Annotated in this window: 25 protein-coding genes; 3 read left to right on the forward strand and 22 right to left on the reverse strand. The window is 66.7% G+C overall.

Annotated elements, in window-relative coordinates:
• The 7 genes from ASC87_RS32080 to ASC87_RS22605 form a co-directional block, all read right to left on the reverse strand.
• The coding region (locus ASC87_RS32080) for a carbohydrate porin (RefSeq protein ID WP_200954478.1) at window positions 1-119 on the reverse strand (119 nt) is incomplete at its 3' end.
• A gap of 452 nt (window positions 120-571) precedes the next feature.
• On the reverse strand, window positions 572-1,108 hold the full coding sequence (locus ASC87_RS22580) for a hypothetical protein (protein WP_235582247.1): 537 nt from the start codon (window positions 1,106-1,108) through the stop codon (window positions 572-574).
• A gap of 47 nt (window positions 1,109-1,155) precedes the next feature.
• Window positions 1,156-1,791: a LysE family translocator gene (locus ASC87_RS22585; protein ID WP_056667835.1), complete on the reverse strand. Its 636-nt coding sequence runs from the start codon at window positions 1,789-1,791 to the stop codon at window positions 1,156-1,158.
• A gap of 14 nt (window positions 1,792-1,805) precedes the next feature.
• Window positions 1,806-2,435 (reverse strand): LysE family translocator, encoded by a 630-nt coding sequence (locus ASC87_RS22590; RefSeq protein ID WP_056667837.1) that lies wholly within the window; start codon window positions 2,433-2,435, stop codon window positions 1,806-1,808.
• A 16-nt stretch (window positions 2,436-2,451) separates the two neighbouring features.
• A complete protein-coding gene (locus ASC87_RS22595; RefSeq protein ID WP_056667841.1) occupies window positions 2,452-2,904 on the reverse strand; it encodes a DUF2214 family protein in 453 nt (150 codons plus the stop codon).
• Complete coding sequence (locus tag ASC87_RS22600) at window positions 2,901-3,536, reverse strand: glutathione S-transferase (RefSeq protein ID WP_056667844.1); 636 nt, start codon at window positions 3,534-3,536, stop codon at window positions 2,901-2,903. The genes ASC87_RS22595 and ASC87_RS22600 overlap by 4 nt, the downstream gene beginning before the upstream one ends.
• A gap of 73 nt (window positions 3,537-3,609) precedes the next feature.
• Complete coding sequence (locus ASC87_RS22605) at window positions 3,610-4,011, reverse strand: DUF488 domain-containing protein (RefSeq protein WP_056667847.1); 402 nt, start codon at window positions 4,009-4,011, stop codon at window positions 3,610-3,612.
• 167 nt (window positions 4,012-4,178) lie between these two features.
• Between ASC87_RS22605 and dinB the strand changes: the two genes are divergently transcribed.
• Window positions 4,179-5,414 (forward strand): DNA polymerase IV, encoded by a 1,236-nt coding sequence (dinB, locus tag ASC87_RS22610; RefSeq protein ID WP_255359225.1) that lies wholly within the window; start codon window positions 4,179-4,181, stop codon window positions 5,412-5,414.
• Window positions 5,415-5,486: 72 nt separating this feature from the next.
• Window positions 5,487-6,629 (forward strand): alpha-hydroxy acid oxidase, encoded by a 1,143-nt coding sequence (locus ASC87_RS22615; protein ID WP_056667850.1) that lies wholly within the window; start codon window positions 5,487-5,489, stop codon window positions 6,627-6,629.
• Window positions 6,630-6,686: 57 nt separating this feature from the next.
• Here ASC87_RS22615 and ASC87_RS22620 read toward each other — a convergent pair whose 3' ends face one another.
• Entirely contained in the window at window positions 6,687-7,601 is a 915-nt protein-coding gene (locus ASC87_RS22620) for a LysR family transcriptional regulator (RefSeq protein WP_369820783.1), read from the reverse strand.
• Between the two features lie 91 nt (window positions 7,602-7,692).
• Here ASC87_RS22620 and ASC87_RS22625 point away from each other — a divergent pair, with 91 nt between their 5' ends.
• The gene (locus ASC87_RS22625) at window positions 7,693-8,334 is read left to right on the forward strand and encodes an NAD(P)-dependent oxidoreductase (protein ID WP_056667853.1); all 642 of its coding nucleotides are present in this window, start codon (window positions 7,693-7,695) and stop codon (window positions 8,332-8,334) included.
• A 157-nt stretch (window positions 8,335-8,491) separates the two neighbouring features.
• Here the strand turns inward: ASC87_RS22625 and ASC87_RS22630 are convergent, their stop codons facing one another.
• From ASC87_RS22630 to ASC87_RS22700, 14 genes are all read right to left on the reverse strand, one after another.
• Entirely contained in the window at window positions 8,492-9,517 is a 1,026-nt protein-coding gene (locus ASC87_RS22630; protein ID WP_157604233.1) for a hypothetical protein, read from the reverse strand.
• A gap of 10 nt (window positions 9,518-9,527) precedes the next feature.
• Complete coding sequence (locus ASC87_RS22635) at window positions 9,528-10,538, reverse strand: isopenicillin N synthase family oxygenase (RefSeq protein ID WP_082568854.1); 1,011 nt, start codon at window positions 10,536-10,538, stop codon at window positions 9,528-9,530.
• Window positions 10,539-10,553: 15 nt separating this feature from the next.
• Complete coding sequence (locus ASC87_RS22640) at window positions 10,554-11,483, reverse strand: polysaccharide deacetylase family protein (RefSeq protein WP_056667861.1); 930 nt, start codon at window positions 11,481-11,483, stop codon at window positions 10,554-10,556.
• 69 nt (window positions 11,484-11,552) lie between these two features.
• Complete coding sequence (locus tag ASC87_RS31020) at window positions 11,553-12,632, reverse strand: type III polyketide synthase (protein WP_082568855.1); 1,080 nt, start codon at window positions 12,630-12,632, stop codon at window positions 11,553-11,555.
• A gap of 294 nt (window positions 12,633-12,926) precedes the next feature.
• Window positions 12,927-13,805, reverse strand: coding sequence for a neutral zinc metallopeptidase (locus ASC87_RS22655; protein ID WP_056667870.1), 879 nt, complete (start codon window positions 13,803-13,805; stop codon window positions 12,927-12,929).
• Window positions 13,806-13,900: 95 nt separating this feature from the next.
• Window positions 13,901-14,440 (reverse strand): dCMP deaminase family protein, encoded by a 540-nt coding sequence (locus tag ASC87_RS22660; RefSeq protein WP_056667872.1) that lies wholly within the window; start codon window positions 14,438-14,440, stop codon window positions 13,901-13,903.
• 168 nt (window positions 14,441-14,608) lie between these two features.
• A complete protein-coding gene (locus ASC87_RS22665; RefSeq protein ID WP_157604235.1) occupies window positions 14,609-15,481 on the reverse strand; it encodes a class I SAM-dependent methyltransferase in 873 nt (290 codons plus the stop codon).
• 49 nt (window positions 15,482-15,530) lie between these two features.
• Window positions 15,531-16,964 (reverse strand): aminotransferase class I/II-fold pyridoxal phosphate-dependent enzyme, encoded by a 1,434-nt coding sequence (locus ASC87_RS22670; RefSeq protein WP_056667879.1) that lies wholly within the window; start codon window positions 16,962-16,964, stop codon window positions 15,531-15,533.
• A gap of 11 nt (window positions 16,965-16,975) precedes the next feature.
• Window positions 16,976-17,632, reverse strand: a complete 657-nt coding sequence (locus tag ASC87_RS22675) for an isoprenylcysteine carboxylmethyltransferase family protein (protein ID WP_056667882.1) — start codon at window positions 17,630-17,632, stop codon at window positions 16,976-16,978.
• Window positions 17,633-17,680: 48 nt separating this feature from the next.
• A complete protein-coding gene (locus ASC87_RS22680; RefSeq protein WP_082568857.1) occupies window positions 17,681-18,769 on the reverse strand; it encodes an LLM class flavin-dependent oxidoreductase in 1,089 nt (362 codons plus the stop codon).
• Between the two features lie 35 nt (window positions 18,770-18,804).
• Window positions 18,805-19,698 carry a hypothetical protein gene (locus ASC87_RS22685; protein ID WP_056667889.1) on the reverse strand — a complete coding sequence of 298 codons (894 nt, stop codon included), beginning with the start codon at window positions 19,696-19,698 and terminating at the stop codon, window positions 18,805-18,807.
• Entirely contained in the window at window positions 19,695-20,900 is a 1,206-nt protein-coding gene (locus ASC87_RS22690) for a hypothetical protein (RefSeq protein WP_056667892.1), read from the reverse strand. The genes ASC87_RS22685 and ASC87_RS22690 overlap by 4 nt, the downstream gene beginning before the upstream one ends.
• Window positions 20,897-22,330 carry an aldehyde dehydrogenase family protein gene (locus ASC87_RS22695; RefSeq protein WP_056667896.1) on the reverse strand — a complete coding sequence of 478 codons (1,434 nt, stop codon included), beginning with the start codon at window positions 22,328-22,330 and terminating at the stop codon, window positions 20,897-20,899. The genes ASC87_RS22690 and ASC87_RS22695 overlap by 4 nt, the downstream gene beginning before the upstream one ends.
• A 136-nt stretch (window positions 22,331-22,466) precedes the next feature.
• Window positions 22,467-23,846, reverse strand: coding sequence for a cytochrome P450 (locus ASC87_RS22700; protein WP_082568864.1), 1,380 nt, complete (start codon window positions 23,844-23,846; stop codon window positions 22,467-22,469).
• Between the last annotated feature and the right edge of the window lie 23 nt (window positions 23,847-23,869).

The following is a 23,869-nucleotide window of genomic DNA, read 5'->3' on the forward strand; positions in this document are numbered from 1 at the left end:
CCGAGACGCCACTTCGTGTCCGCGCCCGGCAGCTGGAAGCACACCTGGGTGCCGCCACGGGCGGTGACGCCCACGCCGGCGCGCATGTAGCCGGAGAAGTCGATCGCAGGGGCTGCCATCGCGGCGCTGCCGATGCCGGCCAGCCCCAGGGCAATGATGAGTCGGGTCTTGTTCAAGGTGGTTCCTCGTCGTGTGTGTGTGAGGTTGTTTTGTGCGCCACTCGCTGGATGCTGTGGACCGCGTCCTCACGATCACGCCACCACAATTCATCCAACCGACGAATTATTAATAACGCGTTAACCTTGATAACTTATCGTTAATGCCTAGGGGCAATTTCCAACGGGGCAGGAAGACCTGAAGTGGCGGAACGCCGCGCCTGTGATAAATGCAGGCCATGGTTTCGCTCGCTGCGGCCTGGCGGCCCAGCGGGCTGGCAAAGGCGTCCGCGGTGATGGCGCCCCGGGCTCGGGCCGGGCTGGCCGACAGGCATCCCATCTGTCGCGCCCACGTCCATGCCTCTTGACATGCCGCCGCGCCGCATCACGGGCGGCCGGCAAAATCGAACGGGGGTTCAGCCGGGCGCGCTGTGGATGCGGCCGAGCAGCACCTGGATGCCGGACCGCAGCAATTCCTTCACGGCCGGGTCCGACATGGCCGCCTCGTCGATCACGACGGTGAAGGTGACATAGGCGTCGTCGAGCCCGAGGCCGCCAGCGGTTTCCTGCACGCGCCCCCCGTCCTGCTCGGACACGACGGGCGGCTCGAGGTAGGCCACGCCACCGTTGCCCTCGACGGCGAACGTCTTCAAGCCCTTCTTGCCCGCCAGGTGTTCGATGAACTCGCGGCCCACCTTCGGGCGTTCCTTCACGTAGTCCTTCAGCGAGTGGTACGTGAAGCGCACCAGGAACTGCTCGGGGTTCGCAGGCGTGAGCACGAGCGTCTGGCCTTCGTCCTCGTATGCCTGGCGGTAGCCGTTGGGCACGTTCATGCGCCAGCCGGCGGATTCCTTGTCGGCCGCCTGGGCCTGGGGCATCCACGCCGTGCAGGCCAGCACCAGGGACATCATGCGCCGCACCCGCAGGAACCGGCTCAACCATCGATCCATCATCTTCGCCAATCCGCAGTTCATCCAGCCGCGATTGTGGCCCGGCCGCGTCAAGCCCTTGTTTCCGCGAAGGCGAGCCGCACGCCGAGGCCGATCAGCACGGCGCCCAACGACCGGGTGAGCCACGCCGCCACCCGGCGGTTGCTCGCCAGGGCCCGGGCGGCACGTGCCGCGAGCAGGGCGATGGCCACTTCGACGACCACGCTCACGGCGACGAGCAACAGCCCGAGGCCCAGGATCTGCCACGCGGGATCCCCGTGGCCCGGCCGCACGAACTGCGGCAGGAACGCGATGAAAAAGAGCGCCACCTTCGGGTTCAGCACGTCGATGAGCACCCCCTCGCGCCACGCCTGCCACGCGGTGGCGGGCGGCCGTGCCTCCGGGGCGGCCGGGTCACCCGACGCCGACGCCAATGCGCGCCAGCCGAGGTACACCAGGTACACCGCCCCCACGTACTTCAGCACGGTGAACGCCAGGGCCGAGGCCGCCAGCAGCGCCGACAGCCCGAGCGCCGCAGCCAGCGCATGGACCAGCGCGCCGGAACACACCCCGACCGCCGACGCCACGCCCACCCGCGGGCCCTGGTTCAGCGAACGCGACACGATGTACATCATGTCGGGACCGGGCGACACGTTGAGCGCCACCACCGCGCCGACGAACATCAGCCAGAACGACAGGTCGTGCATGGGCGCCCCCCAGGTCACGTGGCCGCGCGGCGCGCGAACGCGAGCGAGGCCGCCAGCGCCAGCAGCGCACCGCCGAACACGCGGTCGAGTGCACGCAGGCCGCCCCCGCCCAGCAAGCGCATCACCTTCGCGCCCGCGAACGCATAGCCGAGCATCACCACGACGTCGAGCACCACGAACACCGTACCCAGCGCGAGATACTGCGGCGCCTGCGCCAGGGACGGGTCGATGAACTGCGGGAAAAAGGCGGAGACGAACAGGTAGCCCTTCGGGTTCGTGACGGCCACGAGGAAGCTGCGGGCGAACAACTGGCGCGGCCGCGCCTCGCCCGCGTCGGCCGGCGCCTCGGGCAACTGCAGCGTGCGGTGCGAACGCAGCAGGCGCCAGCCCAGCCACGCCAGGTAGGCCGCGCCCACCCACTTGACCACCGAGAACCAGAACTCGGATGCGGCCAGCAAGGCCCCGAGACCCAGCGCGGATGCGGTGACCAGCACCACGTCGGACACCACGGCACCCGCCATGCCGGCAAGCGCGAGCCGCACGCCGTGCCGCGACCCGTTGCTCAGCGCCAGCAGCACCGTGGGGCCGGGCATCGCGATGGCGACGAAGGCGACGACGGCAAAGAGCAGCAGGGTCTGGACCATGGCAACACCTCGATTTTCAGGCGCCGATGCCCTTGGCCATCAGCGATGCACACACGAGGATGGCGAACAGCGCCATCAGCTCGATCTTCAGCAGCCGGGCGATCCACGCGTGTTGCGCCTCGGTCACCACGGGCGCGCGGCCGGCATTCAGGTCGTTCGACCAGCGGATGAATGCGACGGTGGGATAGATGGACAACAGGCCCACCAGCACGAACAGCGTCAGCTTCAGGTGGAAGAACGGGTTCGACAGGTAGTAGTCGAGGCCCTTCTCGAACCGCCAGGCCCGGATGCCCCCCGCCACGAGCAGCACCGTGGCGCTCAGCCCGTAGAGGCGGTCGAGCCGCTGCAGCTGGCGGGCCTGGGCCACCGTGGGCGCGCGGCTGAACACCAGCCATTCGCCCACCAGCGTGCCGAACACGCCGAACACGGCGGCGAAATGCAGGAAGGCGATGCCCGCGCTGGCGATCATGCCGCGCTCACCGTGCCGAGGCCATGCGGCGCGGCGCGAAAGGCCAGCAGCGTCTCGGCCTGGGCCGTGAACGCCACCAGCGCCGGGTAGTCGGCGGCAGGCACCACCTGCGGCACCATGGCCTGGATGAAGGTCCACGCAACGGCGGTGCTGATGCCGGCCTGGTCGATCGTGCCGGCCCCCGTCGCCAGCGGATGCCGGCGCAGCGCCGCATCCAGGCCAGCGCAGCCGTCGAGCAACTGACCGGTGATCCGGGCGAGCCAGGGGTCGTGCCGCTTCTCGGCAGGGCGCAACTCGTGCTCGTAGACGATCTGGATGCTCTTCTCGCACACCGCCAGCGCGAGGCCCACGGCATGCAGCGCGTGCTGGCGTTGCGGCAGCGTGGGCGGCAGCAGCGGGCGGGCCCCGGCGGCCAGCACCTGTGCGTAGTCGAGGATCAGCGTGGAGTCCATCAGCACCTCGCCGTCGTCGCAGACGAGCGTGGGGGCCTTCACCACCGGGTTGATGGCGCGGAACTGGTCGAACGTGCGGAACACCGACACCGCGTGGTGTTCGAACGGCAACCCCAGCAGCTGGAGCGACACGGCCACACGCCGGACGTACGGCGAATCGAGCATTCCGATCAGTTGCACAGACACCTCCGCTTGGACGAACGGCGAGTCTATGCGAACGCCCGGACCCGTGGGAACGTGTGGGCAGGCGCCGTCAAGGCGCGTCCGGTGGCGCGAGCGCTGCCCCCTTGTCCGCGAGCAGCGCGCGCAGCACCGACCGGTGGCAGCGGTTTTCGTGTTCGCAATAGCAGCCCACGGAGAAGTTGGCGCCCTGCGAGAGGGCCGCGAGCAGGTCGAGCGTGCGGTCGTTTTCGGGGGTGGCCATCTCCGCGCGGTACTTGCGCACGAAAGCGGCCCAGGCGGCGTCGGCGTCGGCGCCCTGCCCCAGCTTCATGGTGTCCACCGTGGGTGCGAGGTTCGGGTACCAGACGTCGTACCAGTCTTCCTCCGCGAACTTCACCTTCGGCACCCCGCGCGGCGGCCGCCGCACCGTGCCGATGCGTGTGCCTTCGTTGGCAGCCCGCGGGCTGCCCAGTTTCACGACTCGCACCACCAAGGAGGTCTCCCCATGTCGAACGAACAGGCCCCGAGGCTACCGCGGCCGGCGCGGCTGTAAACCCCCAGAAGGCTGGGGCCCGCCGCTCTGCCGCCCAGCCTCCTGGTTGTTTTTCCGGCCCCGGTCGCCGATACTGTATACCCATACAGCAACCACCCGGCATTGCCGTGACCGCCCCTGCCCCGCGCCGCCTCATCGCCCACCTCGACATGGACGCCTTCTACGCCTCCGTCGAGTTGCTGAGGTATCCCGACCTGCGAGGCCAGCCGGTGGTGATCGGTGGCGGCCGCGCCCAAACCCCGCAGGCCGGCCCCGACGGCACCCGCCGCTACGCCCGCCTGCGCGACTACACCGGCCGGGGCGTCGTCACCACCTCCACCTACGAGGCGCGGGCCCTCGGCGTGCACTCCGCCATGGGCATGATGAAAGCCGCGGCGCTGGCCCCCGACGCCATCCTGCTCCCGGTCGACTTCGACGAATACCGCAAGTACTCGCGTCTCTTCAAGGCTGCCGTGCGCGACGTGGCCCCGCTCGTCGAGGACCGTGGCATCGACGAGATCTACATCGACCTCACCGACATCCCCGGCGCCCTCCACGACGACGGGCGCGCCGCCGGCGAGGCGCTGCGCCAGGCGGTGTTCGCCGCCACCGGCCTCACCTGCTCGGTGGGCATCACGCCGAACAAGCTGCTGTCGAAGATCGCGTCCGAACTCGACAAACCCGATGGCCTCACGCTGCTCGATGAAGCCGACGTGCCCACCCGCATCTGGCCGCTGGCGGCGAAGAAGGTCAACGGCATCGGCCCGAAAGCCACCGAAAAGCTCGCGGCACTCGGCATCGTGACCATCGGCGACGTGGCCGCGGCCGACCCGGCCTTCCTCGTTGCGCAATTCGGCAAGAGCTACGGCGCGTGGCTGCACGCCGCGTCCCACGGCCGCGACGACCGGCCCGTGGTGCTCTACAGCGAACCCAAGTCCATCAGCCGGGAAACCACGTTCGAGCGCGACCTGCACGCGGTGCGCGACCGCCCGCAACTCACGGCGCTGTTCACGCAGCTGTGCGTGCAACTCGCCGCCGACCTGGAACGCAAGGGTTACGCGGCGAAGACCATCGGCCTGAAGCTTCGCTTCGACGATTTCCGCATCGTCACCCGCGACGTGACACTGCCCGCCCACACCTTCGACGCCCGCACCATCCGGCGGGCCGCCGGCGAATGCCTCAAGCGCGTGGCCCTGGACCGCCGCATGCGCCTGCTGGGGGTTCGCGCCGGCAACCTCGCGAGCCTCGGCGAACTGGTCAACCCCGCGGCCGCGCCGGCCGCGTGGGCCGCTCGCGAGCCGGAGCCCGTCTACCTGTCACCCATGCCGTTGTTCGACCGCACGTTCGATTGCACGCCCGACTGACCGCGCGCCGCCGGCAACGCGACCTCCCGCTGGCGTAGAGTGCAGTCCTCACCGCCCGAAGGACCGCTTCCCATGCCCGTCATCACGAACATCGAAGACCTGCGCCTGCTCGCGAAAAAGCGGGTGCCGCGCATGTTCTACGACTACGCCGATTCGGGCTCGTGGACCGAAAGCACCTACCGCGCGAACGAGGCCGACTTCCAGGCCATCAAGCTGCGCCAGCGCGTGGCGGTGAACATGGCAAACCGCTCCATCCGCAGCACGATGGTGGGCGAGGACGTGGCCATGCCGGTGGCGCTCGCACCCACCGGCCTCACCGGCATGCAACACGCCGACGGCGAAATCCTCGCGGCCCGCGCGGCGGAAGCGTTCGGTGTGCCGTTCACGCTGTCGACGATGAGCATCTGCTCCATCGAGGACGTGGCGGCGCGCACCACCAAGCCGTTCTGGCTGCAGCTCTACGTGATGCGCGACCGCGGTTTCATCGAACGCCTGATCGACCGCGCCAAGGCCGCCCGCTGCAGCGCGCTGATGCTCACGCTCGACCTGCAGATCCTCGGACAACGGCACAAGGACCTGAAAAACGGCCTGTCCGCGCCGCCCAAACCCACGCTCGCGAACCTCGTCAACCTCGCCACCAAACCGCGCTGGTGCTGGAACATGCTGAAGACCCCGCGGCGCAGCTTCGGCAACATCGTGGGCCATGCCACCGGCGTGGGCGACCTCTCGTCGCTCAGCTCATGGACCGCCGAGCAGTTCGACCCGGCACTGAGCTGGGCCGATGTGGAATGGATCAAGAAGCGCTGGGGCGGCAAGCTGATCCTCAAGGGAATCCTCGACGAAGAGGATGCGCGCCTCGCGGCCAACAGCGGTGCCGACGCGCTGATCGTGTCGAACCACGGCGGCCGCCAGCTCGACGGGGCCATGTCGTCCATCGCCGCGTTGCCCGGTATCGCCGAGGCCGTGGGCCAGGACATCGAGGTGTGGATGGACGGCGGCATCCGCTCGGGCCAGGACGTGCTGAAGGCGGTAGCCCTTGGCGCCAAGGGCACGCTGATCGGCCGCCCGTTCCTCTATGGCCTGGGCGCCATGGGCGAAGCGGGTGTCACCCGCTGTCTCGAACTCATCGCCCGAGAACTCGACCTGACCATGGCCTTCTGCGGCCACACCGACATCCGCCACGTGGGGCGCGACATCCTGCTGCGTCCGCGCTGACACGCCGGGCCGCCCCAAGTTCCTAGACCCCCACGGGGGCGGGTTGGGCGCAGCCTCTCACCGCGTCACGCCGGCCAAGGTGCTCACGTGGTCCGCCAGAGCCGCGATGGCGTGCCGCACTTTCGCCGGCTGGTTCTCGCGCTGCGGCGTGACGGCCCACACCGGGATGCGCGGCTGCTGCCACTCGGGCAACACCTGCACCAGGCGCCCTGCCCGGACGTCGTCGAACACGTCGGGCAAGGTCACCATCGCCAGGCCCAGGCCCGCGAGGCACATCTGCTGCAGGGTGAGCTGGTTGTTGCTGGTGATGCGCGGCTCCACGCGCAGCGTCTCCGGCTCGCCACCCGGGCCCGTGAGCGTGAACTGCAGCCCACCAGTACCGCGCGGGCCGGCCAGCCACTGGTGCCCCAGCAGGTCCACCGGCCGCTGCGGCACCCCGTGGCGGCGCAGGTGCTCGGGGGACGCGCAGATCACCCAGTCGAACTCGCACAGGCGCCGTGCGGCCCAGGTGGAATCGGCCAGCCGGCCCGCACGGATGGCGAGGTCGATGCGGGCGTCGATCAGGTCGATCATCGCGTCATCCACCACCAGGTGCAGCGTGAGCGCCGGGTGGCCGGCCAGCAACGGCGCCAGGCCGGGCGCCACATGCCGCGCGAAACCCACGGGCGCGGACATCCGCAGCTCACCCGACGGTGCATCGTGCGCGAGCGACAGCTGCTGGCGGGCAGACGAGGCGGCCGCCACCATGGCTTGGCAGTGTTCGGCGAACCGGGCGCCGGCGTCGGTGGCGCTCAGCTTGCGCGTGGACCGGTGCAGCAGCGTCACGCCACTCTGCTCCTCGAGCGCACGCACCTGCTGGCTGACCGCCGAGGTGCTGAGGCCCAGCAGCCGGCCTGCCGCACTCATCGAACCCTGTTCCACGACGGCCGCGAACACCGCCATCCGCTTGAAATCGTCCACTGTGAAGTCCACCTAAAGAAACTTGTTCGATTTGAACGACTTACGGGCTGATTGTGAAGCACGTATCGTCACACCATCAACTTTCCAACCAGGAGAAAACTTCATGAAGATCGCGCTCATCGGTGGCACCGGATTTGTCGGCACGGCGGTGCTGGAAGAGCTGCTGCAGCGGGGCCACCAGGTCACCGCGCTGGCCCGCGACCCCGCCAAGTACACCGCCCGCGAGGGATTGAAGGCCGTGACGGCCGACGTGCTCGACGCCGCCCAGGTGGCCGACGCCGTGCGGGGCCAGGACGCCGTGATCAGCGCCTACAACCCGGGCTGGACGGAGCCGGACATCTACAACGTGTTCCTGAAGGGCACGCGTGCCATCGTCGACGGCGTCAAGCGCGCCGGCACGAAGCGCCTGCTGGTGGTGGGTGGTGCCGGCAGCTTGTTCGTGGCCCCGGGCGTGCAGGGTGTGGACACACCGGCGTTCCCGGCCGAGTGGAAACAGGGCGCGCTGGCCGCACGCGACGCGCTGAACGAGATCCGCAACGAGACCACGCTCGACTGGACCTTCCTCTCGCCGGCCGCCATCCTGGAACCTGGCCCGCGCACCGGCACGTTCCGCCTCGGCGCCGACCAGTTGCTGATGAACGGCGATGCCCCGGCGAAGATCTCGGTGGCCGACCTGGCCGTCGCGATCGTCGATGAAATCGAGACGCCGAAGCACGTCCAAAAGCGCTTCACCGCGGCATATTGACCGGCCCCCCGGGCGGCGCTTCGCGCCGCCCCCACGGGGCACATGCGCCAGCTACGCATCGACAAGTTCGCTTGCGCCGAAGCGGCTCGCGCGGCTTGGCTCTCGTGTGCACACGGTACACGATCGATTCGGAACGCCTCGATCGTTCAGCGAATTGCTAACTCACCACACCGGCTGGCTCCAGGAGCGCCGCCAAATGCGGGCCCACGCGCCCGAGTTCATCGTGATTGATGAACCACACATTCATGTTGCGGTACATCGAGTGCCTGTCCGACTGGCCCTCCGGCACATCTTCGTCGCCACCAATCGTCACGTGCTTTTCCAGCATGCCGCCGGCCCTCATGCCCGCACAATGGTTGATGCGGTTAATCGCAACCAGCGCTGACCGGCTCTCTGCGAAAAGCACGTGTGTACGCTGCCGGTAGGCATCCAATTGCAACGCCAGGTGCAAGATGGCCGTCAAGCCGCGTTGGTTCTCGCCATCCGCGTGATGATTCTTGACAGCCCACGCCTTCTCCGCAAGCCTGAGCGTCCTGCCGTTGCGCATGGCGATGTTCTTGCGTTCGGAAGCGCACATCCCGTGGAGGCGCCCCGTGTCTTCCGAGCGCAAGGCCACGACGGTGTACTTTTCGGGGTCTCGCAACAGCACCGCGATTTCATCGCGGAAGGCGGATGGTTCTTCCTGCAGTGACGAAGAAATCATGGTGGCCAGATCTTGGTGGTCTGCGTCCAGCCGTTCTCCCTTCAGACGTTCCACACGAAAGCCTGCGGCCTTCACCTTCACCATGAGATCACGATCGCTTCCGCGCTTGGGTGCGTTGCGAACATCAAAGAGCATTTGCTGCTGTTGCAACACGACACTCGAATTGCTGAATCGAGTGGTCAGATTTCGTGCATAGGTGACCAGGCTGTAGCCGGCAAAATCGCTGCCCACCACGATGATCGATTCCAACCGATAGCAGAGCGACGCCGCGAGCGTGGCCGCGGAGAGCAGGAGGTTCTGGTTCGTGAGCGCCCTGACGACGATGCGCGTCGCACCATGGTGATCGGCAAAGTCATTGGCATGCGACAGCAGTTGGTGCAGCGTGACAGGATCGTCCACATACTCGGTTGAAAACTGGCGGACCCTTTCGTTGTCTCCGTCATAGTGAAGTGCAGTTTTTCCGATGCAACTCAACAGCATGGTCCGCCGCTCACTTCTTGTAGCTGAAGGTCGACTCGATGCGATCGAGGAAGTACTGGCCTGCAGTTGTCGGCCTGTAGCGCGCCGGGTTGCCTTCCGACACGCAAGTGGGCAAGACACTCAAGTCGGCATCGAAGTTGGGGTCAACGAAAAACGGCAGCGAATAGCGGTCGGCGCCTGAAGCATTGATCACGCGATGCGGGGTCGCTACCACTCGGTCATTTGACCAGCGCGCCAGCATGTCGCCGATGTTGATCAGAAGCGTGTTCTCGATCATCGGTGCCGAAATCCAGCGTCCTCGCCTGTTCTGAACCTGTAGTCCGCCCACTTCGTCCTGCGCCAGTATCGTGAGGCACCCGAAGTCGGTGTGCTCACCACACCCGACCTGGGAATAGTCGACCTTGCCGGATTGGGGCGGATAGTGCAGTGGCCGCAGCGTCGGCAGCGGCTTGTCGAACTTGGCGTCGAAGAAGGTGTCCGGCAGGCTGAGTGCAACGGCCATGGCCCGCATCAAGTGCAGCCCGAGATTCATGCATGCGTCAAAGTACTCGACCATGACATCCCGGAACCCGGGAAGCTGCTTGGGCCACTGATTGCCGCCCCTGAGCGGCAGGCCGAAGTCGGGGTCACTTGGCGAGAGCTCGCGCCCGATATGAAAACCTTCCTTGTAGTCACCTTCGCGGTAAACGGCCGGGTCGAAGTTCTCGCGCCCGATCTCGAAGTACCCTCTGTGGTTCTTCGAGTTCGTGATGTGAATCTGCGTCTTTCCGTCAATTGGCAGCGCGAAGAAACGCTGCATTTCTTGAAAGGCGCGGTCGATGAGGGTCGAAGGGATGCCGTGGTTGGCAATGTAGAAGAAGCCGATCTCGGCTGATGCAGCGCCAATTTGTTGCGCAATTTGCCCGCGCTCCTTGATGCTGCCATTCAAGAAGCGCCCGAAATCGATGACGTCGATCTCATCTGCCACCGATCCATCAGCGCGCAACCGGCTGTCGATCCACGAATCACGAGATGCCTGCACTTTTCAGCTCTCCTCTTAGAAGTTGAACGCGTACCGAGGTGCGTTGGGAACGTCCGACGAAACCGCGAACCTCTCGAAGTTCACGGACGTCCGGTGGTAGGTGGCCACATCCTGCGCGGTGGTGCACCAGACACCGGTGCTGTTCTCGCCGTCGGACTTGAGGATGCGTCGAAGGAGGTTGTCCAACATGGCCATTCGAGTGGCGGTTCCGCATACCCAAGGGTGCAAGGTGATCATCGCCAGACCACCGCTCGACAAGGTGGCCTGCCATTCGTCGAACCAGTGGTCCATGACATTCCTGGCGGGCCATGGCGGGCTCATGTCGCTTCCGTCGCCGATGAAGAGCATCGAAACCGCATCGTCGGTAGACCAGCTGACAGGTATTTCCGAGAGGCCCTCGAATGTGTAAGGGTGGTCGTAGCCCATCATCGAGCTGTCGTATTCGATGCCGTGCGCCATCAGGAGCCCTGGCATTTCCTCGGTGTATTGCCAACACGGTGAGCGATATCCCCGCGGCACCCGACCGGTTTGCTCCTTGAACACCCGGGTCGTTCGATCGAGAACCATCGCGTTCTCGTTCGGGCTCAGTTCGGCGACCGGTTCGTGAAAGTATCCATGCAGCCCGATCTCGTGGCCGTGAGACAGCAATGTCGGCAGCAGGCCCGGGTTCGATGCGGCGACCGCACCGGGTACGAAAAAGCTTGCTCGTACCTGGTGGTGCGCGAGGAGCTCGAGGATGCGCGGCATGCCCACTCGAAGGCCGAAGCGGCGCATTTCAAGTTCAGCGACGTTGCGAACATTGTTGTTCCGCGTGCGCCACAGCATGGGCGTCTCTTCATCCACGTCGATCGATATGACAAGCGCGCAGCGCTTCTTGTCCGGCCAGACATACGGCATGGGCGAGGCATGGCGCGGCTGCGCCATGCCCTCAAAGGTGGAAGGCATGGGTTTGAGCGATAAGAGAGGAAGAGGAGGACTGCGAAGGCGGCAGTACGGCGTTGGCGTGTGAGCGACTTACCAGCGCACCAGCACGAACTCGAAGTTGAATCCCGGGCCGTAGTTCACTGCCAGGCCATGGGTGCCCGGTGCCGGCCGCTGCTTATTCATGATGGTTTGCAGCAGCACCAGGAGGTTTGCGCTGGAGACGTTGCCGCAGCTTTGCAGGGTGCTGTGCATCAGGTCCGCAGTGGCTGCGGGCAGGTCCAATGCCTCGACCATCTTCGCGACCGTTTTCGGCCCGCCGGGGTGACATATCCAGGAACCAATATCGCTGAGCCGCAGGCGATGCGATGCCAGAAACGCTTCCGCTTCCCTTCGCACATGGGCCCCAATGAAGTCGGATATGTCGTGTGCCATGGTCGGGTGGTCTCCCTCGGAGAGGGAATCCACGCGTACCAGGGTATGGGTGTTCCTGAGCAGTACGGAGCGCGAAGCCAGGATGGATGGGCCGAGCATCTGCTCGTTTCTTGCGAGAGGATGGTTCGGGCCGACCAATACCGCTGCCGCGCCTGCATCTCCAAAGAGGCCTATATTGCTCTGCGCATTGATGCTGCAATCTTCCCAGCGCAAAAATAAACTGATGAGTTCAATTGCGCAAAAAACCACCACGCCACCCGGATACGCACGAAGATAATCGGCTGCACGAGAGATTCCCATCAGTCCGCCTGCGCATCCCAAACCAAGCAGCGGTGTGCGAATGACGTCGCTGCGCATCTCGAGGTCACTGATGATGCGGACATCTACCGTGGGGCAACTGATCACCGAAGACGAGGCCAGAATGACGTGGTCGACTTCGGTCGGTGCCAGGCCTGTTGCATCGAGGGCTCGAGCGACAACATTCCTGCCCAAGTCAGTCGCTATCGATGTCAGAGCTGAATGTTTGCTCTGCGCGTCGCGAAGTAAACGATAAGCATCCAGCGCAAGCGCAAAATGACGACCCTCGACGGCAACGCCTCGATGCAATTTTTCCAGGCGCGCCAACTCGGAAGGGGTCGAAAAGGGTTGATGCCTTTGCTTGACATATTCAATGAGTTCCCGCTTTGCGATGTGGCACCCGGGAAAAGCGGACTCTACGGAGGCAATACGAATTGTCATTTCTTCGCGTGATGACGCGGGGAGCGAATCTGATCAGAAGATTCTCTTTCATCAGAAATTAAGTGGAAACCCCTAACATCAAATGGCGCATGAACCACAGCGCCAGGCGTCGCCAATGGGCTTGGCCCGGCTCACGCAATATCGGCTCGGGCTGGCCGGTCATCGCCGAGCCGCTGGAGTTCTACACCTGCACACTCGACCACCGCAGCATGCCGCTCAAGGTGCGGCGCTTCACGCCAGCCTCAAGGAAACCGGGCCGCCCCGAGTTTCCTTGGACACCCCCACGGGGGGCCCTCAGAGCTGACGCGCCTCGAAGGTGTTGCACTGCTGCACGCTGCCTGTGCTCAAGCCCCGCTTGAACCACGTGACGCGCTGGGTGCTGGTGCCGTGGGTGAAGGTTTCGGGCTGCACGGTGCCCTGCGACTTGCGCTGCAGCGTGTCGTCGCCGATCTGGGACGCCGCGTTGAGCGCCTCCTCGACGTCACCTTCCTCGAGGATCTGGCGGGCGGCCTCCGCGTGGTGGGCCCACACGCCGGCGAAACAGTCGGCCTGCAGTTCGAGGCGCACGCTGAGCGCGTTCTGCTGCGCGGCACTGACCCGGCCGCGCGCGCTGTCCACCTTGTTCGTGATGCCCATCAGGTTCTGCACGTGGTGCCCCACCTCGTGGGCGATCACGTAGGCCTGGGCGAAGTCGCCCGGCGCGCCGAGCCGGTTGCGCATGGTCTCGTAGAAGCTCAGGTCGATGTAGACCTTCTGGTCTCCTGGGCAGTAGAACGGCCCCATGGCCGCCTCACCTCGGCCGCAGGCCGTGGGTTCCGCCCCGCGGAAGAGGCGCAGCTTCGGCTCGCGGTAGGTGCCGCCCAGCGCCTTGAATTGCTCGCGCCACACGTCCTCGGTGTCGGCCAGCACGGTGGAGACGAACCGGGCCATCTGGTCGTCGGCCGGCGGCTTGGTGGCCGGGGCCTGCTGCACCGCGCCCGGCTGCCCGCCGCCGCTCAGGAGGCCCAGCACCGTGAGCGGGTTGATGCCGAAGATCCAGCCGGCCACGAGCGCGACGGCGATGGTGCCGAGCCCGATGCCCCGCCCGCCGCCAAACGGCAAGCCGCCTCCGCGGCCTCCGCCCGCACGGGCGTCCTCGACGTTGTCGCTCTCGCGATTGCCTTCCCACTTCATGTCTGCTCCTCGGCGGGCGACCGCGTCAGGTGAACGGCCGGCTCATGCCGCCCATCTTCTTGTAGTCCTTTTCGACGGATTCGTCACGCGCGGCGTCACGGCACACCCCCAGGGCCGCCCGTGGTGCGATCGATGAACTGCGCGAGCTCCGAGGACCAGTCGGCCGACTGGGGCTCGATCTCCGACAGCGCCTCGACGGCGATGCCGGCATCGTTCAGCATCTTCGTGGCGGCCGCGTTGACCCGCACCTGATGCGACTTCTTCTCGAGGTAGATCACCTTGCGGATGCCGACCTGGATGATGGACTGCACGCACTTCGGGCACGGGAACTGGGTGGCGTAGATGGTGAAGCCGGTGAGCGGCAGCACCACGCAGTTCAGGATGGCGTTCATTTCCGCGTGCACGATGTAGCTGTGCCGCGACTGGTACGGGTCGCTGTCGTCGTCCATCCAGTAGGTGTGGTCCTCGTCCGTGCACCCCCGAGGCAGGCCGTTGTAGCCCACCCCGGCAATCTTGTTATCGGGGCTCACCACGCACGCGCCATTGCGCTTGCGGGAATCCTTCGATCTGGCGGACGCCAGCAGCGCGACACCCATGAACATCGAGTGCCAGCGGATCAACGAACTGTTTTCCATGCGCGTTCCGGGTTTCCTGGGGGTGACGGCGCTTCGTCCCGGCTCGCCGCGCGGCGAGCGTCCGGCGCATCACGGCCGGATTATCCCCGACGGCCGCACCACGGAGACAGCGGGCCGCCGGCAGGCCCTGGCGCACCGAAGGCCACGCACGGGCCTCCGGGCTGCCGGTCACTGCGCCTTGAAGGTGCCCGTGACAAACACGAAACACCCGGGCAATGGTTGGTCGCCGATCGGCGTGACGTCCTCGATGGCCAGACCTCCGGCCTCGAGCACCGGGATCACCTGGTCGAGCCGGGGCGCGGCCAGCGGCCGGACCGACCCATAGCCCGCCGCCGTGGGGTAGTCGAACTCGTCGCGCATGCGCTGCCACACCTTTTCATGGCCGTACTTCTGCTCCAGGTCCTGCTTCGCCCACGCCATCAGCCGGTCCAGTTCGACCTGGTCCACCACCCCGTCGGGCTGGGTGGCCCCCAGGATGGCGGAACAACGCAACGACGTGACCGTGGTGATGAACTCCTGGGCCCGGCGGGTTTCATCCGCGCCGCTTGCGCGGGCTTCAAACTCCTCCAGCAGGCGCTTGTAGTTGGGCGGAAACGGGTACTCGACGGGCGGCACGTGGAAGTGGCGCATCGACAGGATCCCGCCCGGCACCAGGTACTTGCGCACCACGGCCAGCGTGGCGAGCCAATCCGACGGGAACGACAGGAAGATGAACGATCCGTGCCCCAGGATGACGTCGAAGGCCTGATCGCAGGACCGCTGGTACACGCGCCAGTCACCGTTGATCGATTCGAACGCCCCCTCCACGAGCTCCTTGTAGGCAGCGAGGCCCACTGCCCGCAGTTCCATCACCACGACTCGCGCGGCGCCCAGTTGCAGCGCCATGTCGACCAGCTCCGGTGTCATCCCGAGGATGAGCACGCGGGGCTTGGCGAACCGCTTCTTGATCTGCGCCGTCATGTAGGCCAGGTCCGGCGCGCCGGGCCGGATCGGCTCCGTCGTCAGTTCCCAGGAATCCAGTGTGCGCTCGACAGAATCCATCTTTTTCTCCTTCACCTCGTTGTTGAACACCAAGAAACCACAGGCTCGCTCACGCGCCGGGCTGCAACGACCGCGCGGCCTCGTGAACGTCCGCAATGCCACTCTCCAACCGGTCGATGTGCGTCCGGAAGGACAAGAGGCACATCCGCAGCGCGTAGGTCTTCCGGACCACGCTCCCCATCAGGAAGATGTGGCCCCGCCGATTGATCTCCGCCAGCAGCCGCTCGTTGAGGCGTTGCAGTTCGGCCGGTGAACAGCCTGGGCGCACCAGGCGGAACGCCAGCACCGACAACGCCGGCTTGGCCACCAGCTCGATCCCGGGGATGCGCTGCAACGCCTCGGCCGCATGGGCAGCAAGCGCGAGCTTTTCCTCGAGGTTCGCCCGGAACGGCGCGATGCCGTGCAGCTTCAGTGGCAACCAGATGCGCAGCCCTCGCCACGCCCGGGTCTGCTCCATCGCGTGCGAGCAGAAATCGATGCAATCGGGGTCGTCCTGGAGGGGCCCGTAGAAGTCGGCGTCCACGGCATGGGCTTGTTTCAGGCCGCGCCCGTCACGGACGAGCAAGGCCCCCGTGCCATAGGGCAGGAAAAACGACTTGTGCGGATCGAGCGTGATGGAGTCACATTGGTCGAGCCCCGCCAGCAGCGCGCGCCCCTGCCCCGTCAGCACGAAAAACCCCCCATAGGCCGCATCGAGATGGCACCACAGGCGCTCGCGGCGCGCCAAGGCGCAGATGCCCGCCACGTCGTCGACGGCGCCGGTGTTGAACGTGCCGCCGGTGGCCACGACCAGGAACGGCAGGAACCCCGCAGCCCGGTCTTCGCGCACGAGCCGATCGAGGGCGTCGACATCCATCCGACCGTCCTCGCCCGTCGGGACTTCGCGGAATGCTTCGTTCGGCAATCCGCAGACCATCGCGGCCTTGCGAAGCGAAAAGTGCGACTGGTCCGACGCGTAGAACCTCGCCAGCCGCAGGTCCTGCCCGTGGAGCAGGCGCTGGCGGGCCGTGAACAGGGCCGTCAGGTTGGACATCGAACCGCCGCTCGTCAGGACCCCGCGTGACGTGGCGGGATACCCCACCATGTCAGCGAACCAGCGGATCACGTTGGACTCCAGCTGCACGGCTTCGGGTGCGGCGGCCCACCGCCCGACGAAGCGGTTCACGGTCCCCGCGATGAGGTCAGCCACCGCTGCCTGCGGAATGCCGCCGCCGCCGAAATAGCCGAGAAACCCCGGACTCGTCGTGTTGTATCCCGACGGGATGACACGAGAGAACAGCAGGTCCAGCACATCGTCGAGCGGGGCACCCACCTTGGGCATCGGTTCGTCGACCAACCGCGACACACCACCTTCGCGGCTCGCGGGCGACGATTCGATGCCATCGACGAAGACCTCCAGGCGTTGCGCCACACGATCGATCAACTCGCGCAGCTGCGCGCCGCCGAGTTCCAGCGCCTTGTTCTCGTGGTTCGTGGGCTCCAATCCGGCTCTCCTCAAAAGACACCGGGCACGAGCCGCCACCGCACCGCCGCCATGTAGTCGCGGTACGCCGTCTCATGGCGAAGGAACGATTCCTCGGCGAAGACCTTGAGCACCCACAGCACCACCCCTGACAGGCCCAGCACGAAGCTCGTCACCGAGGCGTGATCCAGGAAGTTCACGACCAGCAGGATCACGAGGCTCGTGTAGACCGGGTGACGCACGAAGCGGAACGGGCCGGTGGTGACGATGCCGCGGAGCGCCGGCACGAAGCCGAAGTTGAGCCCCATGGTAGCCCGGGCCCAGACCATCAAGCTCATGCCCACTACGGCCATCGTGTTGTTGAGCCAATGTGGCGTGAGCGGCGGTGCCGCGTCCGTCATCAGCAAGGCGTAGAGGGCGATGTGCCCGCTCGCCGCGACGGTCAACAACCAGAACCAGGGGTTGGACGTCACCTTGGCCGGCACGCGCCGGAACAAGACCTGCACGTTGAGGACGATGACCGCTGCAAACAGCAGCGTGAGCGCGAGGCCCAGGTCCTTCCTGATCGCGATGATGGACGAGTTCGTCATCCATGCCACGAGCACGAGCGCCATCAGCTTGTCACCCAGTTGGGACCGGGTGAATCGCTGGAACCAGGAGGGGCGGGGAGAATCCAGCAGTGCACTCATCGGGTAATCCTTCATGTTCTGTTGCGCGGGTGGGCGGCATCGGCGGGCTCAGCGCCCGAACTTGCTCCGCGGTGTCAGCACGCGGGGAATCACTTCCTCCTTGAAGACCTGCATCGACTCGAGCACCGGCCCGCGCTTGCCGCTGACCGATTCGAACCCGCAGATGAAGTGGCTGACACCCGTGATCTCGGCCGTCTTGTTCAGCTTGTCGACGCACTCCTGCACCGACCCGATGGGGTTGATCCGGAAGTTGTTCTCGACGCGTTCGGCCACCGGGTACTTGCCGGCGATCGCCTGCTTTTCCCATTCGCGGGCGAACCATTCGTAGCCACGCATCTTGAGGTTCTCGGGCGCGAAGATGGTGCTGGCACGAACGAACTCGTCCTGCCACCAGATCAACCGGTCGCGAGACGCGTCCATCACCGCCTGCGTGGTGGGCCCCACGCCGGCGAGGCAGGAGATCGCGTGGTCGATCTTCCCGGGGTCGAACCCATGGTCTGCGGCCACCGATGCGTAGAGCTCGATCTGGTTGAGCTTCGCCTGGTCGTCGAGGATGAACGTCAGCATCATCGGCAAGCCCCGCGCGGCCGCCCATTCGATCGTCGACGGCGACTGCGCCGCGACGTAGATGGGTGGGTGAGGTGTCGTCAGCGGGCGCGGGTACACCTCGACTTCGTCGAACTGGACGAACCGCCCGTCGAACTTGCAGCTGCGCGAGCCCCAGGCCATCTGCATGACCTCCACCCACTCCTCCATGATCTCCCGGCTGTGTTCCATGTTGACGCCGAAGACCTTGAAGTCCTTCACCCACAGCCCGCGCCCGATGCCGAAGAGGAACCGGCCACCACTCATGTTGTCGAGCAACGCGACCTCCTCGGCCAGCCGCAACGGGTGCTCCAGCGGAACGATGCTGATGCCCGTGCCGACCTTGATGCGTGTCGTCTGCCCCAGCACGTAGGCGGCCATCGTCATCGGCGAGCCGCAGGTCCCGTACCCCGTGAAGTGGTGCTCGAGCACCCAGGCTTCGTCATAGCCCAGCGTGTCGGCCGCTCTCCCGTAGGCCAGCGCATCCTGGATCACTTCCTCGTGGTTCTCGTCCGGCATGGCCGCCGCGATCAACCAAACTCCCCATTTCATGATGGAACCCTTTCGTAGTGGTGATGGCGGAACAATCACGCCGCGTGATTCGGCGAATGGCGCTGGATGCGGCGTTCGTTCAATGCCTGGTCCATCAACGCTTCGAACGGGGGCACCCGGGCGCTGTCCTTCACGCCTTCGGCCGAGAGGAGTTCCTCCACCGTGCGGGTCAGGAACGTGCGGGCCACGGACGCGTCGCGGCTCAAGTCATGGGGCGCCCGATCCAGCGTGAGCAACTTGCGGGGACCGGCGCTGCCTTCGGAAAAGGCCCGGTGCACGTCGGCAGGGTCCACCCACGCGTCATCGCTGCCGATGAAGTTCACGAGGGGCTTGCGGACGCGCCGGAGCGAGCGAATGCAGCCGTCCAGGGACCACCAGTCGTGCGCATGGGCGTCCGCCACGAAGTTGCGGCCGATCTTCTTGCGCTCGTGCACGATGCACTCCGGAAGATCCTTGGCAGCGTATTGCGAGAAGTCGTCGCCGAAGACCCTCTTCAGCGTCTCGCGCACGTGGGTGACCCCCACCGCGGTGACCACGAGGCCCACGCGATCGCTCTGCGCCGCCAGTTCGAACGCGACACGCGCCGTCAGGCTCGTCGCCACCACGGCCACCTGCTGGCGACCCGTGCGGGTGCACATCCAGTCAACGGCCGCCTGGAGGCTCTGCAGGCTGTCCGACAGCGTGAAGTCCCACATGTCGCCCTCGCTCAACCCGACATGGTTGACGGGGTCGTAGCGGCACACGGCAAAGCCGTTGTGCGCGCAGTACATGGCGACCGACACCAGATGGTGCATGCGCAACGCAAAGCCGGCCCCGATGACGATCGGTGTCGGGTGCACGGGCCCGCTGGCGCGCGCCAGCGTCCACAGTGCCACCCGCCGCCCGTCCTTCGTGCGGGCCTCGTGGCGTTCGAAGGTCAGCTCGCTCATCGTGTGCCTTCTTCCAAAGGGGCGCGTCCCGCCGCGTGCGCGTCGAGCGCCAGGGAACACCCCCGCGCCGACACACGCGTCACCCGGCGTAGCACGTCCACCGTGGCGCCGGTGCGTCCGCAGCCGCAGGGGCCTTCGTGGACACGTCCGACGTCATCCGTGACCAGGAACGAGGGGTAACTCGACGCCGAGGCATCGAGGTATGACAGCAGACCCACCGTGCCCGGCGCCTGGACGGCGAGGTGATCCGGGTCACGGGTGGTCGCGTACACCCAGGGCGGCACGTGCTTCCGGTGGGCCGAACACTCGAAGAACACGGTGTTGAGCTCCACCTGGTTGAACACGTCCCGCACCTGGCCCGGCGCGGCCAGGCCGAAGGCCGCGCGGACGCGTGCATCGAACACGTCCCGCGCGATCTGCTGGCCCGACAGCCGCTTCCAGCCGCCGGCCGTCACCACGGTCAGGCGGTTCCCCGCCTGCACGCGGCCCGGCTGGTTGCCCAGCACCTGCACCAGTTCCATCACACGAAACGGCGGGCCCACGACGGCCACGTGCCCTTCGTCGCGACGCAGCAGCTCGGCGATGCGGTCGATCGCGCCGCCCACGTCGAGCGCTCCATCCACCACGTGGTGGGTGGTGGGGTGGAGCAGCTCAATGAGGCTCATCACGTAGAGGAACCAGATGTCACCCGCCTCCTTCCGGCTCGGCCCGAGGTGCACCACGTCGACGTCATCCTCGTGCCACGATTCGATCAACCCGATGCCGGCCCGCACGGACCCCAGCAGGCGTTCGACGGACACAAGGTCCCGCCCCACCCGGCTCTGGCCCCCCTGGGTGCCGCTGCTGAGGCTCCACTTGACCACCTCGTCGGGCGCGACGCTGAGAATGGTGCGGCCCTTGAATGCCGCCGTCGGGATCACCGGGATGGTGTCCAGGCTGGCGTGCGGCCCCGCGCCGCATCGTTCGGCAAACGCCGCGTAAGGCGCACACCCGGCGAGGTGCCTGGCCAGGGCGGCGCGCACGTGGGTTTCGCGCAGGACGCGCTGCCGCGCGAGCGGGAGGCCGAACGGATCGGCCCCGAACACGAGGCAGTCGAGGCTGCTGGTGGCATTCAGCACTTCATGCTCGACACGGTGTTCGAGCAGGTCGGTGGCGCTGGCGCTGGCGGTCGCGGTGGTGGCGTCGGTATCGGCAAGGCTCACGGGATGAACTCCTGGAAACGGTTCTCTTCGAGGAAGGTCGTCTGGTCGATCCGGACGGCGATGCCCTTGACATTCACCCGGGACGGCAACTCCATCGAGACGAAGCGGACGAGCCGCTGGAGAGGGAAGACACCGTCGTGGGCGCCCCCCACGCGGAACACGTTGTTGAGGCCCAGCTCGACCACACGCGCAGCCCCGCGCACCACGCAGACGTCGCGCAAGGCGACCGCAAGCGACTCGGGATAGACCGCGACCGTCTGGACGTCCGGCCCGATGAAATCGGCAACGTCGGCGGCGGCATCCACTTCGTGCAGGTACAGCGTGCGGCCGAGCGGGTGGTGATCGATCGGGTGCGACGGGGACACCACGACGGACCAGCTGCGCTCGGCACCTTGCAGCACCACGTCTCCCGCAAACGACGAATGCAGGTTCGCCAGCGCCCCCCCTGCGCGTTCATCGAAATCGTGGACCCCTTTGGGCAGGAGCTGCGCGTAGTTCCGGAACGCCGCCTCGATCTCCTCGACGAACGGCGCGATGGGGCCTTCGATGAAGGCGTTTTGCACCGAAAAGCATGCGCGCTGGTCGTACATCGCGACGTCGTGGGCCAGCGCACGGGCGGCGTCCCGGCGGTTCGCGTCGCGGCCGATGACCGCGAGGCTGCGGCGCGGTCCGAACAACATCACCTCGGCGGTCGGCGAAGCGCTTTGCCGGGCCCACGCGATGGCCGCGTCGCCACCCCATGCGCACACCACGTCGGCGTCCTGCACCAGGCTGCGGTGATGGGCGGCCTCCTGCCCGCCGGCCCAGTGCACGACACTCAGGGCCTTCGTCACCGGGTGATCGGCATCGACATCGGCGAAGCTCAGCGCCAGGGCGATCGGGGTCATCGGATCGTCGGACGACGCCTTCACGACGGAAACGTTCTTCGTGACCACCGCACGGAGGATCGACACGACCGAGGTCAACGACACGTTCCCGGGGACGAGGTGCAGCACCCGACCCCGCGGCAACGCCCGCACCAGGGCCTCTTCGCGCGGCACCCAGCTGTCGAGCATCTGCCATGCACCCAGTTCCGCGGCGAGGGTGTCGTAGAGGCGGTAGTGCGACGACAGGAAGAGCGCAATCCAGTTGGCCTCCGTCTCGGCCATCCGTTCCGAATAGCCGACGCACTGGCAGAGGTAGCGTTCGTACAGGCGGCGCCGCGCATACTCGCGCGATTTCCAGTTGTGCCCGACGTTGTGGAGGAAGGACACGATCTCGTGGATCGGAACGTCCACGAGCCGGTCCCGGGGCTCGGCCACGAGCCGCGCCACGGTGGCCTCGTCGAGGAAGGGGATGGCGATCGCCTTCCCGGTCCGGGACGTGAGCGCGTTGTCGACTCCATTGGTGGAATCGACGCGCTCGCCGGCGATCACGAGCGGCAGTCGCACGGCCAGCCCTCCTCGGCGCGCGGGTGTTCCAGCAGGATCCGGACGTCAACACGCATGGTCGACCCTCCTTCAATGTTCGATGGCAAGGCCCTGCGGTCAGCCCACGGGCCGACGAAGGGATGAGGTGCGCGAGGCTCTACGGCCTCGCGGAGATGCGAATGGGCAGCCCGTCGCGTGGCCGGGGAATGGGCCAGTACTGCCACTCGGGACGATGCCCGGGTTCGATTCCCAAGTCCGCCCTGGACAGCAGCTGGTGGATGAAGCACTTGGCCTGCATGTACGCGAACTGCAGCCCGATGCACATGTGTGCGCCGCCCCCGAACGGCACGAACGCGTACCGATGCCGCTCGCGTGACGCGGCGGCCGTGAAGCGGAGCGGGTTGAAGACTTCCGGGTCGGGCCAGACGTCGGCCATTCGGTGGGTGTACAGCGGGTTCACATTGACGTTGGTGCCGGCGGGCAGGCGGAACCCGCCGAACTCGGTGTCGCGCACGGCGCGCCGCGGGATCGACGGGATGGGTGGCATCAGCCGCAGGGCCTCCTTGAAGGCCATCTCGGTCAACGGCATCTCGTCCAGCCGGTCGAACGGCAGGGGCTCGCCTCGCGCCAGGCCCAGCGCCAGCACCTCGTCGCGGAGCTGGTGCTGCCACGCCGGCTGGTCCACGAGAAAGTAGACCAGCGACGTGAGCGACGAGGCCAGCGTGTCGTGGCCGGCCAGCAGCAGGAAGCTCGTGTGGTCGACGATCTCCTCCGGTGTCATCAACGCGCCGTCATCGGTGACCGCCTGGCACAGGTGCGTGAAGATGTCCTCGCCGCCGCTCGCGCGCCGCGCCTCGATCTGCCGGCCGAGGTAGTCGATCATGAACTTCCGGCCATTCACGCCGCGCCGCATGCGCGTGCCCGGGAGCGGCTTGCGCACGAACGAGACCGACGCCGCGATCATGTCCATCATGGCCCGCTGCACGGCCTCGAGCTGCGGGCCGGCGCTGTCCCCGAGGAACGAGACGGCCGCCAGGTCGAGCGACAGGCGCTTGATCGCGGGGTACACGCGCAGGTGCGGCGCGCCGGCAAGCCATCCGGCTACGCACCGGCCGATGCCTTGGTCGAACGCGTTGAGGTACGACCGCATCGGGCCGGTCTTGAACGCGGCCGACATCGCCTTGCGGTGCAGCCGGTGCTCGTCGAAGTCGAGCAGCATCAGGCCACGCGGGAACAGCAGTTCGAGCACCGGGTTCCATCCCATGCGTGACGAAAAGACCTTGTCCGGGTCTGACAGCACGAATTGGTTCGCGTCCGGCCCGAGCAGCGAGATCATGCTGCGCCCGAACGAGAAGCTGCGGTACACCGGCCCGTGCTGCGCGGCGCTGCGCTCCACCGCCCCTTTCGGATCGGCCAGCAGTCGCAAGGTGCCGCCCACCAGCGGCCAGCCGTCGGACCCGGGGATGTGGTCGAGCGCGCCGCGCGGGAAGTCCGGCAAGTCGGGGGTCGGTGCGCGCGTCAGCGCGGAGGAGGTCATCAGTCGCTCCATGCGGTTGGCGT

This window comes from Rhizobacter sp. Root1221 (assembly GCF_001425785.1).
In the GTDB taxonomy this organism is placed as follows: Bacteria; Pseudomonadota; Gammaproteobacteria; order Burkholderiales; family Burkholderiaceae_C; genus Rhizobacter.

What these genes read in the sequence shown, in the direction of transcription:
- ASC87_RS22580 (WP_235582247.1), bottom strand. Translation starts at nt 1,108, where the DNA reads ATGATGGATCGATGGTTGAGCCGGTTCCTGCGGGTGCGGCGCATGATG.
- ASC87_RS22585 (WP_056667835.1), bottom strand. Translation starts at nt 1,791, where the DNA reads ATGCACGACCTGTCGTTCTGGCTGATGTTCGTCGGCGCGGTGGTGGCG.
- ASC87_RS22590 (WP_056667837.1), bottom strand. Translation starts at nt 2,435, where the DNA reads ATGGTCCAGACCCTGCTGCTCTTTGCCGTCGTCGCCTTCGTCGCCATC.
- ASC87_RS22595 (WP_056667841.1), bottom strand. Translation starts at nt 2,904, where the DNA reads ATGATCGCCAGCGCGGGCATCGCCTTCCTGCATTTCGCCGCCGTGTTC.
- ASC87_RS22615 (WP_056667850.1), top strand. Translation starts at nt 5,487, where the DNA reads ATGCCCGTCATCACGAACATCGAAGACCTGCGCCTGCTCGCGAAAAAG.
- ASC87_RS22625 (WP_056667853.1), top strand. Translation starts at nt 7,693, where the DNA reads ATGAAGATCGCGCTCATCGGTGGCACCGGATTTGTCGGCACGGCGGTG.
- ASC87_RS22630 (WP_157604233.1), bottom strand. Translation starts at nt 9,517, where the DNA reads ATGCTGTTGAGTTGCATCGGAAAAACTGCACTTCACTATGACGGAGAC.
- ASC87_RS22640 (WP_056667861.1), bottom strand. Translation starts at nt 11,483, where the DNA reads ATGCCTTCCACCTTTGAGGGCATGGCGCAGCCGCGCCATGCCTCGCCC.
- ASC87_RS31020 (WP_082568855.1), bottom strand. Translation starts at nt 12,632, where the DNA reads ATGACAATTCGTATTGCCTCCGTAGAGTCCGCTTTTCCCGGGTGCCAC.
- ASC87_RS22655 (WP_056667870.1), bottom strand. Translation starts at nt 13,805, where the DNA reads ATGAAGTGGGAAGGCAATCGCGAGAGCGACAACGTCGAGGACGCCCGT.
- ASC87_RS22660 (WP_056667872.1), bottom strand. Translation starts at nt 14,440, where the DNA reads ATGGAAAACAGTTCGTTGATCCGCTGGCACTCGATGTTCATGGGTGTC.
- ASC87_RS22665 (WP_157604235.1), bottom strand. Translation starts at nt 15,481, where the DNA reads ATGGATTCTGTCGAGCGCACACTGGATTCCTGGGAACTGACGACGGAG.
- ASC87_RS22675 (WP_056667882.1), bottom strand. Translation starts at nt 17,632, where the DNA reads ATGAGTGCACTGCTGGATTCTCCCCGCCCCTCCTGGTTCCAGCGATTC.
- ASC87_RS22680 (WP_082568857.1), bottom strand. Translation starts at nt 18,769, where the DNA reads ATGAAATGGGGAGTTTGGTTGATCGCGGCGGCCATGCCGGACGAGAAC.
- ASC87_RS22685 (WP_056667889.1), bottom strand. Translation starts at nt 19,698, where the DNA reads ATGAGCGAGCTGACCTTCGAACGCCACGAGGCCCGCACGAAGGACGGG.
- ASC87_RS22700 (WP_082568864.1), bottom strand. Translation starts at nt 23,846, where the DNA reads ATGACCTCCTCCGCGCTGACGCGCGCACCGACCCCCGACTTGCCGGAC.